Raw genomic sequence first — 16,246 nt, 5'->3', positions numbered from 1 at the left:
TCCCCTCAGGAGGCGCCGCATGCATCTCTCCTCGCTCTATCGCTTCCCCCTCAAATCGGCCGCTGGCGAAGCGCTGCAGCAATGCGCGAGTGACGCGCTGGGTCTGGTCGGTGATCGGCGCTGGATGGTGGTTGCGGCCGGCACAGGTCGCTTTCTTACCCAGCGTGCTGTACCAGCAATGGCGCTTTTACAGGCGCACTGGGACGGCGAAACCGCGCTGCGGCTGACTGCGCCCGGCATGCAGGAGCTGCTGGTTGCCGTGCCGGATGCCAAGGTAATGCGCTGCGTGCAGATCTGGAGTTCCAATGCCGTGGTGCCTGATGCCGGCGATGCCGCAGCGGCCTGGCTGACGGATTTTCTCGGTCAGCCCTGCCGTCTGGTGTATCTGCCCGAAGACGACGGCATTCAAGTCGATCTTGACTACGCAAGGCTGGGCGAGCGCACGGCATTCAGCGATGGATTTCCCTTTCTGCTGATCGGTCAGGGCTCTCTGGACGACCTGATTCGCCGCGTTGGGCGCCCGCTGGAAATGTTGCGGTTTCGCCCGAATCTGGTCATCAGCGGTGCGGAGCCTTATGCCGAGGACGGCTGGACGCGTATTCGCATCGGCCAATTGGCGTTTCGCATCGTCAAGCCCTGTTCCCGATGCGTCATCCCCACCCTTGACCCGTTCACCGCCGAGCGCGATCCCGATCGTGAGCCGCTGAATACGCTGCTCACATATCGCAAAGGGAAGGGCGGTGTCTTCTTCGGTCAGAACCTGATCGCCGAAGGCACCGGTGAGCTGGAGGTGGGGATGCCGGCGGAAGTGCTGGAGTAACTTCAGCCAGGCCTGCCCAAGTGAGCAGGCCTGTTCGGTTGCCTGAAAGCCGCCGCATCACTGAGATTCGAAGAAGCGCTCGTGCCATTCCACCAGCGGTTGCGGCGAGTTCAGTTTCTGCCCGTAGATGACCGAGTAGGTCAGCACGTTCTGCACGTACTGGCGGGTTTCGTCGAACGGAATGCTTTCCACCCAGACATCGAATGACAAGTGCTCGGCGTTGCGCAGCCATTGGCGTACTCGACCCGGCCCGGCGTTGTAGGCGGCCGAGGCGAGCACGCGGTTGCCATTGAACTGGCCGTAGATCTGGCTCAGATAGGCGGTGCCCAGCTGGATATTGGTATTGGGGTTGAGCACCTGCTGCTGTGAGGCCAGCGGGATATTGAAACGTCTGGCGGTTTCCTTGGCCGTGGCCGGCATCAGCTGCATCAGCCCAGTGGCGCCGACATGGGAGCGGGCGTCGGCCATGAACGCGCTTTCCTGGCGGGTGATGGCGAATGCCCAGCTCGGGTGAATCTCTCGGGCCCTGGCTGACTGAATAAGCGTGCTGCTGTGGGCCATGGGAAAGCGGATGTCCAGGTCGTCCCAGTACTGCGCCTGGCTGATGGTGCGGATCGCCGGGAAATACCATTCCTTTTCATAGGCAAGCCGCGCCTGAGCCACCAGTTCGTCCCTGCTAAAGAGACGGCTGACGTGGTACCACTCGCGGCGGCCATCGACGATCTGCCCGCGGTCGTGAAATTCCAGCGCGCGGCGGATGCCAGCGGTGTTGCGCACCTTTTGCACGACCTTGCTATCGAGCGCCAGTGGCTGGTGGTTGAGCTTATACGGTGCCTGAATGCGGTCGGCAGAAAGAAAGCCGTAGAAGTCCCGCTCCTTGGCAACCGGCTGGTAAAGCTGTGCCGCTTGCTGGCTTTCGGGCTTGGCCAGTTGCAGGCTGCGTGCCTGCCAGTAGCGCCAGCGATTGGTATTGGCCAGGTCTTCGGGGAAGCGCTGGGTAAGCCGGTATGCGTCATCCCACTGGCCCAGGCGCAGCAGCAGCCGGGCGCGCCATTCGCTGACGGTGTTGTCACGCAGTTCGGGGTCGTATTCGGCCATCACTTTCAGGGCGCGTGCGTCGAAACGCTTGGCCAGCGTCAGCCCGATCTGCCGGGCGATGGCGACTTTCTCTTCGGCCGAGAAGGCGAAGCGCCGAGCGTAGCCGTCGAGCAGATTCAGCGCCTGCTCCGGGTCCTGACGGGCTAGGCGGCGCAATCCGAGCGACACGACGTCGGCCATTTCCGGGCTGGTTGGCACGAAGCGATCCGGCTGGCGAAGCATCTGCGGCTTCTGCGCGACATCGATCATCAGCTGTCCCTGAGGTTGCAGGGTCGGCAGGCGTTTGACCAGATAGCTGGCCACGCCGTAGTTACCGCTCTCGACTGCCAGCTTGGTGCGCTTCCAGCGGCGTTCTTCGGTCAGCAACCCTTTGATATCCCACAGTTCGAACAAGGAATCACAGGCGTTGTGCTGCGACTTGCCGACCAGCCAAAGGCGCTCGGCCGTGGCATCGGCACCTGGCAGGTCGTTGCGTAGCTGATACTGGCCGAACAGGCAGTCGAGCTCGGTGAAATTCATCTTCGGGTCGTAGTAGCGGATGAAGGTCTGCCAGTCCCCGCGCGCGGCCAGAAGGCGCAGCCAACGCAGCTTCATCCAGCTGATCTGTGGCAGGTCACCGTGCTCGGCAAGAAACTTCTCCACCTCTTGGTTGCTGGCCGATTTCAGGCGATGGGTCAGGTCGTCGTACGCGAGATAAGGTTCGAGCGGGTAGTCGCGCAGGGCGTTGTAATAACGCCGGTAGGGGCCGCTGTCGCCCTTGGCCAGGGCCTGCTTGGCCTGGTCGTAATACTGGCGCTGCTGACTGAGACTGGCGGCGGACGCATCCAGGCCGAGGGTTGAAACGAACAGGCAGAAACACAAACTGGAGAGTCGGCCGCGCATGGTACATCCGTAAAACGGGGGCTTGAGATGACAGGTGATCGGCTGCGCCTGGGCACAGCCGCAATCGGCCTGTTGCAGGGGCTAGCTTAGCCTGCCGCACGGGGCAGTTAAACGAGCATTAAGCTCCCGTAACAAACAAAGGCAGACTTCCGACGAGCGTACCTGCCATGGCTCGCGTGGCCATCGATAGCAAACGGATGCGATAGCCCGTGCGGCTGATAAAGCCTTGCTCACAGCGGGTGGGCCATGACGATCTGTTAGACTGCGCGCCCTGTTTTCCGGAGGTAGTCATGACCCTGCTCAAGTTCACCGATGTATCTCTCGCCTACGGCACCACGCCGTTGCTGGACGGCGTGTCCTGGCAAATCGCGCGAGGCGAGCGGGTCTGCATCATTGGCCGTAATGGCACCGGAAAATCCAGCATGCTGCGCCTAGTCAAAGGTGATCGTGCCGCCGATGACGGGGAAATCTGGCGTGCCCCGGGGCTGAAGATCGGTGAACTGCCGCAGGAGCTCCCGCGAGCGGATGACCGCACGGTATTCGATGTGGTCGCCGAAGGCCTGGCCGGGGTCGGCGAGCTGCTCGCCGAGTACCATCACCTGAGCCAGAACATCCAGAACGACGCCGATCTCGAGAAGCTCATGCATGTGCAGCAGGCGCTCGAGGCGAAGGATGGTTGGCGCTTGCAGCAACTGGTCGACAGCACCCTGAGCCGCCTGCAGCTGCCGGCTGACCGCACCCTGGCCGAACTCTCAGGTGGCTGGCGCCGCCGCGTGCTGCTGGCCCAGGCACTGGTGTCCGAACCGGATCTGCTGTTGCTCGACGAGCCCACCAACCACCTGGATATCGGTGCTATCGCCTGGCTGGAAGAGGCGCTTACCGGTTTCAACGGTGCCGTGCTGTTCATCACCCACGACCGGGCATTCCTGCAGAACCTAGCGACCCGCATCCTCGAACTGGACCGCGGCCACCTGATCGACTGGAATGGCGACTACGCAAGCTTCCTGGTGCACAAGGAGCAGCAGTTGGCGGCTGAGGAAACGGCCAATGCGCTGTTCGACAAGAAGCTGGCACAGGAAGAAGTGTGGATTCGCCAGGGCATCAAGGCGCGGCGTACCCGCAATGAAGGCCGCGTTCGGGCATTGAAGGCGCTGCGCGCCGAGCGCAGCGAGCGCCGTAACGTGCAGGGCAAAGCAACCTTCCAGGTGGAAACCGCTGAGAAGTCCGGCAAGCAGGTCATCGTTGCCGAGGATGTGACGTTCGCCCATGTCGGCGGCGATCCGCTGATCAAGAACTTCTCCATGGTCATCCAGCGCGGCGATCGCATCGGCTTGCTCGGTGCCAACGGTACCGGCAAGACCACCTTGCTCAAGCTACTGCTGGGCGAGCTTCATCCGAGCAGCGGTTCCATAGAGTTCGGCACCAAGCTCGAAGTGGCGTATTTCGACCAATTGCGTCACCAGCTGGAGCTGGAAAAGACCGTGGTCGACAACCTCGCCGAAGGACGTGAGTTCATCACCATCGATGGCCAGAATCGTCATGTCCTGAGCTATCTCGGCGACTTCCTGTTCAGCCCGCAGCGGGCACGGACGCCGGTCAAGGCGCTGTCTGGAGGCGAGCGGGCACGGCTCTTGCTGGCCAAGCTGTTCAGTAAGCCGGCCAACCTGCTGGTGCTCGACGAACCGACCAATGACCTCGACGTGGAAACCCTCGAACTGCTCGAAGAGGTGTTGCTCGGTTTCCAGGGCACCGTATTGATGGTGAGCCACGACCGGGCCTTTCTCGACAACGTGGTCACCAGCACCTTGGTGTTTCAGGGTGGTGGTGAGGTACGCGAGTACGTTGGCGGCTACCAGGACTGGTTGCGCCAGGGTGGTTCGCCGCGTTTGTTGGGTGTTGCAGAGTCCGGCGGCGAGACGAAGGACGCCAAGAAAGCGCAGCAGGCTCCGGTCGCGGCGGCAGCTGCCGAGGTCGCGCCGGTGAAGAAGAAGCTCAGCTACAAGTTGCAGCGCGAGCTTGAGGCTTTGCCGGGCAAGATCGATGAGGCGGAACAGGCAATCGAGGCGCTCCAGACGCAGATCTCCGATCCGGCCTTCTATCAGCAGCCGGCAGACGTGACCGCTGCGGTGCTGAGTCGCCTTGAAGCGCTGCAGCTGGAGCTGGACGGCTTGCTGGAGCGCTGGGCAGAGCTGGAGGAGTAATCCCGCCACACTGGCGAGCAGGGGTGCGGGTTGCTGGGGCCTGCGCCACACCAATCGTTGCCCGGCGATGCGGCTCCCCATCACGGCTTATGAGATGGATCAATGCACGGCGTGCTGGCGCGTAGTTAAGTATCCGCATCGGATCATGCAGTCATGATGGAGCGTTAATGGCAATCGAATACCGCATTACCCTAGATGATGAACACGACTTCAGCTACAGGATCGAGCTGGATCGTGAGTACGACAGGGAGGTCGCCGCGCAGGCGCCGAAATGGACCCGTCTGGAGCATCAGCGCTGCTCGAATTGCCCACTGAGCAAGGACGATTTCAGCCATTGCCCGGCGGCGGTCGACCTGCACCGGGTGATCGAGGATTTCCAGGGCCTGCCGGCAGTGAAGAAGGCCTTGGTATGGGTGCGCACGCCGGAGCGTGAGTACACCAAGCAGGTTGGTCTGGACGAGGGGCTGCGGGCACTGCTCGGGGTGATCATGGCTACCAGTGCCTGCCCGGTGCTCGGCGGACTCAAGCCCATGGCCAAGCAGCATTTGCCATTTGCCAGCAACAACGAGTTCGTTTTGCGGGCGGTATCGCTCTATCTGGCGCGGCAGTATTTCAACCTGCGCGAGGGTCGCCATGCGGACTGGGAACTGCGCGGGCTGGTGCGTTCATTTCAGCAGCTGCAACTGGTCAACCAGGCGTTCTGGCAGCGTATTCACGATACCTGTCACGCCGACTCCAATCTCAAGGCCTTTCTGACCTTCTTTTCCATGGCGTCGAGCCTGACCTATTCGCTCGAGACGCAACTGCAGAAGATCCGCCCGCTGGTGATGAGTGCGGGCGAGGGCGTCGAAGCGGTCTGAGCTCGCCAGCTTGCGCAGAGTGGCTTCACCCTGCGCTGCGCCCTGGCTAATCGGCCTTTTTCAAACGCACGGCCAGTACGTCGCACGGCGCGCCGTGGAGGATGTCGTTGGCGGTCGACCCCAGCAGCAGGGCGAGTCCGTGGCGACCATGGCTGCCGACCACGATCAGATCACAGCCCTGTTCCTTCGCCAGGCGGTGTACTTCCTGGCGGGGCTGTCCGTAGGCGAGGTGGCGATTCTCTGGAGCCAGGCCTGGGTAGCTGTCGGCGAAGCCATTCATGCGCTCGCGTGCCTGGTCGAACTGCTGTTGTTGCAGCATCGAAAGGTCCATCGGCACGTCGCCGCCAAAGGCCATGGCCATCGGCTCGATGATGTGCACCAGGCTCAGCTTGGCATTCGAGGTGCTGGCCAGCGCCTGGGCGCGAGCCACGACCGGATGGCACTCTTCGGTCAGATCGATGGCGACCAGTATGTGTTGGTAGGGCATGGCGTGTTTCTCCTTGCTTGCCGGTTGCCTGAGGCAGCCGTCCCGGCGATGTTTGGGGATAACCCCTCGTTTAAGAGGTTTATACGACCTTGCTTCGGCCTTCGCCAGTGGCTTGTTGTCACCATCGATGACGGCTGAGGGACACAGGCTGCTATCATGGCCGCCCTTGTCGCTGCGAGGCATAGCATGCCCGTGGCGACGCTGAATGCACCCCCTGTTGCCTCGCCAGCCGCCGCTGGCAGTTGTGAACGGCTGTCACCGAGAAAACACCATGCTGATGTTCGACTCCGATTACTCGCTCGCCTGGGCTCTCTACGGGATAGCCGCGCTGGGATGCCTGATGTTCTGGTTCCGGGTGACGCGCGGAATGTGGCGCTGGTTGCGCGAGCCGCTACGACTGATCGCGGCTGTGTTGCTGTTCACGCCGACCATCGTCGACCCGGCGAAGGAACTCTTCGCGCCGGCGGTGGCCATTACCGCCATGGACATGATCTTCCAGGTGGGCAACAACGCCTGGCGCGCCGTGGCGGATCTGGCCATGTACGGGCTGATCGCGTTCGGCCTGTATCTGCTGCTCGTCGCCATACGCTGGCCGATCGAGCGAAAGTATCGACGCCGCCGCGACACTGCGGACGAAGCCGAGGACAGCCGGACGCTGCGCGAACGCATGGAGGATGACAGCGATGACGAGCTGGACTACACGCCGTCACGCGGGCGGATGCGCACCGAACCCAGGCTCTAGTCGAGCGATTCACAGACACCGAGCGGAGATGACGCATGTGCGAGCTTCTGGGCATGAGCGCCAATGTTCCAACCGATATCGTTTTCAGCTTCACCGGTCTGATGCAGCGGGGCGGCAAGACCGGCCCACACAAGGATGGCTGGGGTATCGCCTTCTATGAAGGGCGCGGCTTGCGGTTGTTTCAGGACCCCGTCGCCAGCTGCGAATCCGAGGTGGCGAAGATGGTGCAGCGCTACCTGATCAAGAGCGAAGTGGTGATCGGCCACATTCGTCACGCCAATGTCGGCAAGGTTTCCCTGGTCAATACCCACCCCTTCGTCCGCGAACTCTGGGGGCAGCACTGGTGCTTCGCGCACAATGGCCAGCTTTCGGACTTCGAGCCTGGCAAGGGCATCTATCGCCCGGTCGGCGACACCGATAGCGAGCGCGCCTTCTGCGACCTGCTGAACCGCATCCGACTAGATTTCCCTGACCGTTGCGACCCGCAGAGCCTGCTGCCTGTGTTGCTCGGCGCCTGCAACGAGTATCGCCGCAAGGGCGTGTTCAATTGCCTGCTGAGCAACGGTGAATGGTTGTTCAGCTTCTGCAGCACCAAGCTTGCGGAAATCACCCGGCGCGCCCCGTTCGGCCCTGCTCAGCTCAGAGACGCCGAGCTGACGGTGAACTTCCATGCCGAAACCACCCCCGATGATGTCGTCACCGTGCTGGCGACCGAACCGCTAACCAATAACGAGCAATGGACCCTGCACGAGCCCGGTCAATGGAGCCTCTGGCAGCAGGGGGAATGCGTCGCGCAGGGCAAGGTGGCGGCATGCTGAGAAGTTATCTGCGCCTGACCCTGTTTGCGTTCGGCTTGCTGGTGGGCGTACAGGTGCCGGGATTCATCGATGCCTATGCCAAGCACGTCGAGGCGAGGCGCCTTGAGGCCGAGCAGGGTTTGCACGGCTTTCAGGACACAGCGCGGCGCTTCTTCAGCGGCGATCTGGATGCGCTAGTGCGGCACTATCGAGATAGCGACGACCCGGTTTTCCAGAACGACGCTCAAAGCGTCGAGCATCTGGTGTCGCGGGCCCGCCTGCTCGAGCGCGAGTGGCAGGCGATGCAGCGACCGTGGTACGCACGCGCCATTCACGTACTGCTCGGCGCCGAGCGCAGCCTGCGCGAGCAGGTATGGAGCAGCTATCGCTTCCAGGTCCTGCTGGCGCCCGAAGCCATTGCCTGGGGGCTGAGTTGCGCACTGTTGCTGGCCTGGCTGGTGGAGAGCCTGCTGCTGGCGGCAAGCTTTCCGTTTCGCTCGCGGCGCCGCTACCGTGCCTTTCGCTCGTGACTTGAGGGTTGCATTGCCGATTGCCTGGCCTAGTCTCGGCTCAGGTAGCGGCTGGCGAACCGACGGATCAACTCACTTCGCCAGAAACTTCATCCCGTCCTCGAGCCCGCTCAGCGTCAGCGGATACATGCGGTCCTCCACCAGCTCGCGGATGATGCCGGTGGACGTGGTGTAGCCCCAGGTGTCCTTTGGGTAGGGGTTGATCCAGATGAGCTTCTTGTACTTCTCCATGAAGCGTTGCATCCAGACGTAGCCGGCTTCCTCGTTCCAGTGCTCGACGCTACCGCCCGGCTGGGTGACCTCATAGGGTGCCATCGCCGCGTCGCCGACGAACACCACCTTGTAGTCCGCGCCGTACTTGTGCAGCACGTCCAGGGTCGACGTGCGTTCCGAAGTGCGGCGGAAATTGTTCTTCCACACCGACTCGTAAATGAAGTTGTGGAAGTAAAAGTACTCGAGGTGCTTGAACTCGGTCTTGCAGGCCGAGAACAGCTCTTCGCAGACCTTCACGTGGGCGTCCATCGAACCGCCTATGTCGAACAGGATCAGCAGCTTCACCGCATTGCGCCGCTCCGGGCGCATCTGGATGTTGAGCAGGCCGGCATCTCGCGCGGTATGGTCGATGGTGCCGTCGATATCCAGCTCGTCCGCCGCGCCCTGGCGAGCGAACTTGCGCAGGCGGCGCAGGGCGATCTTGATGTTGCGCGTACCGAGCTCAACCTGGTCGTCGAGGTTCTTGTACTCGCGCTGGTCCCAGACCTTCACCGCCTTGCCCTGGCGCTTGCCGGCGTCGCCGATGCGGATGCCTTCGGGGTTGTAGCCGCCCGAACCGAAGGGGCTGGTGCCGCCGGTGCCGATCCACTTGTTGCCGCCGGCGTGGCGTTCCTTCTGTTCCTCGAGACGCTTCTTGAACTCTTCGATCAACTTGTCCAGGCCGCCTAGGGACTGGATCTGCGCTCGTTCCTCGTCGGTCAGGCTGCGCTCGAATTCCTTGCGCAGCCAGTCTTCGGGGATAAGCGCCTCGAGATGCTGATCGAGGTTTTCCAGGCCTTTGAAATAGGCACCGAAGGCCCGGTCGAATTTGTCGAAGTGGCGCTCGTCCTTGACCATCACCGTGCGTGCCAGGAAATAGAACTCGTCCATGTCGGCGAACACGACGCGGTGCTTGAGCGCATCGATCAGGTCTAGCAGTTCGCGCACCGATACCGGCACCTTGGCAGCGCGCATCTCATTGAACAGGCCAAGCAGCATGGCAGAAAACCTCTGACGCACCGTGGATAGTGCGCAATGTTCGGGGCGCTCAGCGGGGGCTGTCGCCGTTGTGTTGGGGCAGTGCGTCGTGAATCTCGTACCACGCCGCCTTGGAGTCGACGAAGATGTGCGATTGCGGCGGTGCCGGCAGCGGTGAATCGAGGGTCCCGGCAGCGACGCCGACCTCATGCTCGCGGTTGTCGACGAACAGCAGATTGGAGCCGCAGCGGATGCAGAAGGTGCGCGTCACATGTTCGGAGGAGTGGTAAACGCCCAGCTGATCCTTGCCTGACATGAAGTACAGGGCGTCCAGTGGCACGCTGGCGTAGCTGGCGTAGCTGGCGAAGGCGGCGCCATGGGCCTTGCGGCACATCTTGCAGTGGCAGTGGGTCAGCTCGTCGATGGGGGCGTCGATGCGATAGCGCACGACGCCGCACAGGCAACTACCGGTATGCGTTTGCATGGTTTGTTCCTCCAGTGAGTGCGCGACCGGCGCCACCGAAGCCGGCACCGATCAGCGGCTGTTGGCGCGTCGACTCATGAAGGCTAGACGCTCCAGCAGCATCACGTCCTGCTCGTTCTTCACCAGAGCACCAGCCAGCGGCGGGATGGCGCGGGTCGGGTCGCGCTCGCGCAGCACTGCCTCGCCGATGTTGTCGGCCATCAGCAGCTTCAGCCAGTCGACCAGCTCTGAGGTCGAGGGCTTCTTCTTCAGCCCTGGCACCTTGCGCACGTCGAAAAACACGTCCAGCGCCTCGCTGACCAGATCCTTCTTGATGTCGGGGTAGTGCACATCGACGATGCGCTGCAGCGTTTCCCGGTCCGGGAAGGCGATGTAGTGGAAGAAGCAACGGCGGAGGAAGGCGTCAGGCAGCTCCTTCTCGTTGTTCGAGGTGATGATGATGATCGGGCGCTGGCTCGCCTTGATGGTTTCGTTGGTCTCGTAGACGTAGAACTCCATCTTGTCGAGTTCCTGCAACAGGTCGTTGGGGAACTCAATGTCGGCCTTGTCGATTTCGTCGATCAGCAGGATGACCCGCTCCTCGCTCTCGAAGGCCTCCCACAGCTTGCCTTTCTTGATGTAGTTGCGGACGTCATGGACCTTGTCCACGCCCAGCTGGGAGTCGCGCAGGCGGCTTACCGCATCGTATTCGTAGAGGCCCTGATGTGCCTTGGTGGTGGACTTGATGTGCCAGGTGATGAGTTTGGCATCGAAGGATTCGGCCAGCTGCTCGGCCAGCATGGTCTTGCCGGTGCCGGGTTCGCCCTTGACCAGCAACGGGCGCTGCAGGGTGATGGCTGCGTTGACTGCGAGTTTCAGGTCGTCGGTGGCGACGTAGGACTGGGTGCCTTCGAATTTCATTGCGGATTCCTTCGGCGGGCCTGGCACGCAGGCGCTCGTTGTAGTCAGGAGGGGACTATAAGGGAAGCTCGCTTGAGTGTGAACGCGAGAGCATCATTCAGTCACTGAATGGCTGCACGTGCGCTTCTGGTGACGCTGCTTGGTTACTCGTCCTCGCTCAGGGATCGTTCGAATCGAGCCGAGAAGGCTTCGACGAAGGCGTTGCGCAATATCGCGACGAAGGCCTGGAATGGGCTCACGTCGGTTTCGCGGGTGGTGCCGGACAGCTCGACACGGGTTGCGAACTGATCCTTGCGCTGGTTTTCCAGCACCTCCTGTCCGCCGCCAACCACGGCCTCCCAGAGGCCGCGGAAGAAGCCCTTGTCCTCGTTTGCCACGTCCTGTTCGTAATCGAAGATATCCACGTTGCGCAGCAACGGCTTGATGTAGCCGTCGAGTTGACTGTCGGTGGCCTGCACTTCGAGGACGAGATCACCCGTCCCGCCGGCGAAATCGAAGTTGGCATAGGCGCGACTGAGGTCATTCAGCTGTTTCAGCGGCACCCCGGTGACGCGCAGATCGACCTCGAAGTCCTCCCAGTCGGTGAATGGGTCGAAGCTGGCCGTCGCCTCGATCGGGGCCTGGTTGAACAGCTTTCCCGTGCCCTCGAACGCCGCTGTGCGGGTGCCATCGGCGCCGTCGGTGTTGGTCAGGTTATACAGACTGGCCTGGATATCGCTGGCGTAGACGTGCACCTGTGGGTCGGAAGAGAAGTTGCGAAAGGACAGTTGTCCATCGACAACGCGAATCTCGTTCAGCGTAATCGGTACCAGGGCATCGAGCTGGTCGCGCCAATCGACTCCTTCACCGTTCTGTGAATCGCCGCTGTCGCCGCCATCGACGAAGTTCAGGTGCGGTTGTTCAAAGATCACCTCGCCGACGATCTCGCGGTGACGCAGGATTGCGTCCCAGCTGATGGCGATATCGATACCTGGCGCCTTCAGCAGCGGCGCCTGAACGCGCTTGTCCTTCTTCTCGATCAACAGCCCTTCGACGCGATAAGCCCCGCGCCACCAAGCCAGATCGACGTCTTCGACATGGCCCTGATAGTCGCCCATGTCGGCCATCTTTTCGTTCAGGTAATTGCGCACCAGGTGGGGCAGGGCGAGGTGCACCACGATCAGCAGCAGGCCGAGTGCGAGAAGAATCCACAGGGGAAGCAGGCGACGGGTCATGGCATTCCGGGGATGTGGGCGTGTTGACGATGGACCCCAGGTTTCCGCCGTGAGTTCGGCTGGACTGACGCCTGGACTGCGCATAGGCTGATTGGTCTGGTACACCTCGGACAGGGCATTCCCATGAGTCGCATATTCGCAGACAACGCACGCTCCATCGGCAACACCCCGTTGGTCATGATCAACCGCCTTGGTCCCAAGGGCGTCAGCATCATGGCCAAGATCGAAGGCCGGAACCCGGCCTACTCCGTCAAGTGCCGAATCGGTGCCGGGATGATCTGGGATGCCGAAGACAGCGGCCGGATCAAGCCCGGCATGACGCTGGTCGAGCCAACCTCGGGCAATACCGGGATCGGTCTGGCCTTCGTTGCCGCTGCACGCGGCTACAAGCTCATGCTCACCATGCCGGCTTCCATGAGCCTTGAGCGGCGCAAGGTGCTGAAAGCTCTTGGTGCCGAACTGGTGCTTACCGAGCCGGCGAAGGGCATGAAGGGCGCGATCGAGAAGGCCGCCGAAATCGCGGCTTCGAACCCCGAGCAGTACTACATGCCGCAGCAGTTCGAAAACCCGTCCAACCCGGCGATCCATGAAAAGACCACTGGCCCAGAAATCTGGAACGACACCGACGGCAGCATCGATGTGCTGGTGGCCGGCGTCGGAACGGGCGGCACCATTACCGGTGTTTCGCGCTACATCAAGAACACCAAGGGCAAGCAGATCCTCAGCGTTGCCGTGGAGCCGACCAGCTCGCCGGTTATCAGCCAGACCCTGGCGGGTGACGAGGTCAAGCCCAGCCCGCACAAGATCCAGGGGATCGGCGCAGGCTTCGTGCCGAAGAACCTCGACCTGTCCATGGTCGATCAGGTCGAACTGGTCGACGACGAGGAGGCCAAGCAGATGGCGCTGCGGCTGATGCGCGAAGAGGGCATTCTTTGCGGCATTTCCTGCGGCGCGGCGATGGCTGCGGCGGTCCGTCTGGCCGAGCGTCCAGAGATGCAGGGCAAGAACATCGTGGTGATCCTGCCGGATTCCGGCGAGCGCTACCTATCCAGCATGCTGTTCACCGACATGTTCAGCGAGCAGGAACTGGTGCAGTGATGCGGTACGACGCAGCTGAGCAATTCAGCTGCGTCGCAACTGCGCGGTTGGCCGTGTGGTTGGCGCCTGGCGCAGAATCAGCCACAGCGCGAGCGCGATCAGCGCACCGCCCTGGACGTAAGCCCAGGAAAGTGGCTCATCAAGAAAGATAACGCCCCACAGCACGCCAAATGGCGGGATCAGGAAGGTCACCGTCAGTGTCTTGACCGGTCCGATATCCGCCAGCAAACGGAAGTAGAGGATGTAGGCGAACGCCGTACAGACCAGCCCCAGACCCAACAGACTCAGCCAGACCGTCGAATCGCCCCAGTTCACCGGCGGCGCATTCAGTAACGACAGTCCGAACAATGGCAACAGGCACAGCGCCGCACCGAGCTGGCTACCGAACGCGACCACCTCGCTGTCCAGGCCTTCGCCCTGGTTGATCCAGCGGCGGGTGAGAAAGCCGCCGAAGCCATAGCAGGCGGTGGCGCCCAGGCATGCCAGTGCGCCGAGCAGCAGCTCCGTGTCGAATGGCACCGGCCCGATTCGCATCAGCAATGCCACGCCTCCGAGCCCGCTGAAAACGCCGATAATCTTGGCGAGCGTCAACTCCTCGGCGAAGAACAGGGCGCCGATCAGTACGCCCATCATCGGCGTGGTGGCATTGAAGATCGCCGAATAGCCAGCCGGCACCAGCTGCGCGGCCACCGAATACAGTGCGAACGGCAAGCCGGAATTGATCACGCCCAGCACCAGGCACAACCCCAGCTTGCCGCGGAAATCCCAGCGCGTGCGCAGCAACAGCAGGATGACCAGCAGCCCTGCGCTTGCCAGCAGCACACGAAAGAACGCCGTGGGAAAGGTGCCGAGCACTGGGGCAATGATGCGTAGAAAAAGAAAACTTGCGCCCCAGATGGCGGCGAGAGCAAGCAGGCGGAACATGTCGAGCGGGCGCATGAGGCGGCTCCACCGGGAGGGAGCTGCAAGTGTTGTCGCTCATTAACCAACTGGCAATCCGAAACCGACTTTCAAACGGCGTGCTGCTAAGCTCGGCGGACGTTCATGTCCTGCAGTGGGTGCAACATGGTGCAGCAGAAACTGGCCGCTGAAATCGCTCGGCAGATCCTCCTGGGCTTCGACGACTACCGAGAGCACTTTCGCCTGATCACCGAAGGCGCGCGGGCGCGCTTCGAGCAGGCGCAATGGCAGGAAGCGCAGCGCGCATCGGCGGCGCGGATCAACCTCTACGAAGAGAAGGTTGGTGAAACCCGGCGCGGCCTGCTGGCCGGTTTCGATCACGCCGACCTGCTTCAGGTCGAGGCATGGCCGCAGATCAAAAGTGCCTACATCGAGTTGATCAACCCACGCTTCGACGACGAGCTGTCGGAGACCTGGTACAACTCCATCTTCTGTGGGCTGTTCAGCCATGACTGCATCAGCGACGGCACCATGTTCATCCATACCACGCGACCGGCGGTGCGTGCTCATGAACGGCTGGCGCAAACCCGTACCTACCAGCCCAACGGCGACTTGAGCGGGATGCTCGAACAGATCCTTGGCGATTACGCATTCGCCGTGCCCTACTGCGACTTGCCAGGAGACCAGCGACGCCTGCAGGCGCAATTGCACGAGACCCTGCCCGACTGGGTCTGCAAGGATCCGGAGCTGACCGTGGAGCTGTTCGTCTCGGTGCTCTATCGCAACAAGGGGGCATACCTGCTTGGGCGGATCTTCACCCGCGACGAACAGTGGCCGCTGGTCATCCCACTACTGCACCGCGAGGGTGAAGGCATCATTGCCGACGCGCTGATCACCGACGAGGCGGAGGTGTCGATCATCTTTTCCTTCACTCGCTCGTATTTCATGGTCGAGGTGCCGATTCCCGCGGAGTTCGTCGGCTTTCTCAAGCGCATCCTGCCCGGCAAGCACATCGCCGAGCTGTACACCTCGATCGGCTTCTACAAGCATGGCAAGTCGGAGTTCTATCGTGCGCTGATCGATCACCTGGCCAATACCGACGACCGCTTCGTCATGGCGCCCGGCGTTCGCGGCATGGTGATGACGGTATTCACGCTGCCGGGCTTCAATACGGTGTTCAAGCTGATCAAAGACCGTTTCTCGCCGATCAAGAGCGTCAACCGGGCCACGGTGATCGAGAAGTATCGCCTGGTGAAGAGCGTCGACCGGGTAGGGCGGATGGCCGACACCCAGGAGTTTGCCGACTTTCGCTTCCCCAAGGCCAAGTTCGATCCGGAATGCCTGGCCGAATTGCTGGAAGTCGCGCCGTCAACGGTCGAGGTGCAGGGTGACACGGTGCTGGTGCGGCATTGCTGGACCGAGCGGCGCATGACACCGCTGAATCTCTATCTCGAGCATGCCAGCGATGAGCAGGTGCGCGAGGTGCTGGAAGACTACGGGCTGGCGATCAAACAGTTGGCGGCGGCGAATATCTTTCCCGGCGACATGCTGCTGAAGAACTTCGGCGTCACCCGCCATGGTCGGGTGGTGTTCTACGACTATGACGAGATCAGCTTTCTGACCGAAGTGAATTTCCGCCATATTCCGCCGCCGCGCTATCCCGAGGATGAAATGGCGTCCGAGCCCTGGTATTCGGTGGGGCCGAACGATGTATTTCCCGAGGAATTCCCGCGCTTTCTGTTCGCCGACCATGGCCAGCGCCGGCTTTTCGCCAGCTTGCATGGCGAGCTCTACGATGCTGATTACTGGAAAGGGCTGCAGGACGCCATCAGCGGCGGCAAGGTGATCGATGTGTTCCCTTATCGACGCAAGGCCGATCGCAACTGAAGACCGGCAGTGAATTCGTTTGAACGCCTTTGCGCCGCCTCGGTCGCAGTTGTAAAGCGCCGTAACAAAGCGGCGTTCCATTCGGGGATTGCGCTTGCAAAGGGCACGAGCGCGGG

Annotated in this window: 15 protein-coding genes; 8 read left to right on the top strand and 7 right to left on the bottom strand. The window is 61.9% G+C overall.

The genetic code is table 11. From position 1 onward, the window contains the following. The first annotated feature begins 19 nt into the window (after nt 1–19). Nucleotides 20–820 carry an MOSC domain-containing protein gene (locus LW136_RS13940; RefSeq protein WP_234173124.1) on the top strand — a complete coding sequence of 267 codons (801 nt, stop codon included), beginning with the start codon at nt 20–22 and terminating at the stop codon, nt 818–820. A gap of 57 nt (nt 821–877) precedes the next feature. On the opposite strand, the gene LW136_RS13935 is transcribed toward LW136_RS13940, so the two are convergent. Next, complete coding sequence (locus tag LW136_RS13935; RefSeq protein WP_234173123.1) at nt 878–2,800, bottom strand: transglycosylase SLT domain-containing protein; 1,923 nt, start codon at nt 2,798–2,800, stop codon at nt 878–880. 290 nt (nt 2,801–3,090) lie between these two features. Here LW136_RS13935 and LW136_RS13930 point away from each other — a divergent pair, with 290 nt between their 5' ends. Then, nucleotides 3,091–5,001, top strand: a complete 1,911-nt coding sequence (locus tag LW136_RS13930; protein WP_234173122.1) for an ATP-binding cassette domain-containing protein — start codon at nt 3,091–3,093, stop codon at nt 4,999–5,001. Nucleotides 5,002–5,168: 167 nt separating this feature from the next. Further along, nucleotides 5,169–5,861 carry a DUF6901 family protein gene (locus tag LW136_RS13925; protein WP_014820781.1) on the top strand — a complete coding sequence of 231 codons (693 nt, stop codon included), beginning with the start codon at nt 5,169–5,171 and terminating at the stop codon, nt 5,859–5,861. 46 nt (nt 5,862–5,907) lie between these two features. Here LW136_RS13925 and LW136_RS13920 read toward each other — a convergent pair whose 3' ends face one another. Continuing rightward, nucleotides 5,908–6,348, bottom strand: coding sequence for a universal stress protein (locus LW136_RS13920; protein ID WP_014820780.1), 441 nt, complete (start codon nt 6,346–6,348; stop codon nt 5,908–5,910). Between the two features lie 271 nt (nt 6,349–6,619). Here LW136_RS13920 and LW136_RS13915 point away from each other — a divergent pair, with 271 nt between their 5' ends. From LW136_RS13915 to LW136_RS13905, 3 genes are read left to right on the top strand one after another with little or no spacing between them, the layout of a single operon-like run. After that, nucleotides 6,620–7,090, top strand: a complete 471-nt coding sequence (locus LW136_RS13915; protein WP_191122445.1) for an MFS transporter — start codon at nt 6,620–6,622, stop codon at nt 7,088–7,090. 35 nt (nt 7,091–7,125) lie between these two features. Then, the gene (locus tag LW136_RS13910) at nt 7,126–7,908 is read left to right on the top strand and encodes a class II glutamine amidotransferase (protein WP_023445104.1); all 783 of its coding nucleotides are present in this window, start codon (nt 7,126–7,128) and stop codon (nt 7,906–7,908) included. Beyond that, on the top strand, nt 7,902–8,417 hold the full coding sequence (locus LW136_RS13905; RefSeq protein WP_044314204.1) for a DUF2937 family protein: 516 nt from the start codon (nt 7,902–7,904) through the stop codon (nt 8,415–8,417). Before LW136_RS13910 ends, LW136_RS13905 begins: the two co-directional genes overlap by 7 nt. A gap of 72 nt (nt 8,418–8,489) precedes the next feature. On the opposite strand, the gene LW136_RS13900 is transcribed toward LW136_RS13905, so the two are convergent. The 4 genes from LW136_RS13900 to LW136_RS13885 all read right to left on the bottom strand — a co-directional run bounded on the left by LW136_RS13900 (nt 8,490) and on the right by LW136_RS13885 (nt 12,245). Beyond that, the gene (locus LW136_RS13900; protein ID WP_014820776.1) at nt 8,490–9,668 is read right to left on the bottom strand and encodes a vWA domain-containing protein; all 1,179 of its coding nucleotides are present in this window, start codon (nt 9,666–9,668) and stop codon (nt 8,490–8,492) included. Nucleotides 9,669–9,717: 49 nt separating this feature from the next. Continuing rightward, on the bottom strand, nt 9,718–10,131 hold the full coding sequence (locus LW136_RS13895; RefSeq protein WP_234173121.1) for a GFA family protein: 414 nt from the start codon (nt 10,129–10,131) through the stop codon (nt 9,718–9,720). 51 nt (nt 10,132–10,182) lie between these two features. Further along, nucleotides 10,183–11,031 carry an AAA family ATPase gene (locus LW136_RS13890; protein ID WP_234173120.1) on the bottom strand — a complete coding sequence of 283 codons (849 nt, stop codon included), beginning with the start codon at nt 11,029–11,031 and terminating at the stop codon, nt 10,183–10,185. A gap of 143 nt (nt 11,032–11,174) precedes the next feature. Further along, nucleotides 11,175–12,245 carry a DUF748 domain-containing protein gene (locus LW136_RS13885; RefSeq protein ID WP_234173119.1) on the bottom strand — a complete coding sequence of 357 codons (1,071 nt, stop codon included), beginning with the start codon at nt 12,243–12,245 and terminating at the stop codon, nt 11,175–11,177. A 123-nt stretch (nt 12,246–12,368) separates the two neighbouring features. Between LW136_RS13885 and cysK the strand changes: the two genes are divergently transcribed. Continuing rightward, a complete protein-coding gene (gene cysK / locus LW136_RS13880; protein ID WP_014820772.1) occupies nt 12,369–13,343 on the top strand; it encodes a cysteine synthase A in 975 nt (324 codons plus the stop codon). Between the two features lie 24 nt (nt 13,344–13,367). Here cysK and LW136_RS13875 read toward each other — a convergent pair whose 3' ends face one another. Beyond that, nucleotides 13,368–14,282 carry a DMT family transporter gene (locus tag LW136_RS13875; RefSeq protein ID WP_234173118.1) on the bottom strand — a complete coding sequence of 305 codons (915 nt, stop codon included), beginning with the start codon at nt 14,280–14,282 and terminating at the stop codon, nt 13,368–13,370. 126 nt (nt 14,283–14,408) lie between these two features. On the opposite strand from LW136_RS13875, the gene aceK reads away from it, so the two are divergent. Further along, complete coding sequence (gene aceK / locus LW136_RS13870) at nt 14,409–16,130, top strand: bifunctional isocitrate dehydrogenase kinase/phosphatase (RefSeq protein WP_041014381.1); 1,722 nt, start codon at nt 14,409–14,411, stop codon at nt 16,128–16,130. Nucleotides 16,131–16,246: the final 116 nt, after the last annotated feature.

The sequence above is a fragment of the Stutzerimonas kunmingensis genome (assembly GCF_021432085.1).
Classification (GTDB): Bacteria; Pseudomonadota; Gammaproteobacteria; order Pseudomonadales; family Pseudomonadaceae; genus Stutzerimonas.
Note: the sequence above shows the minus strand (reverse complement) of the source record. Positions and strands in the feature narration are given on the sequence as shown.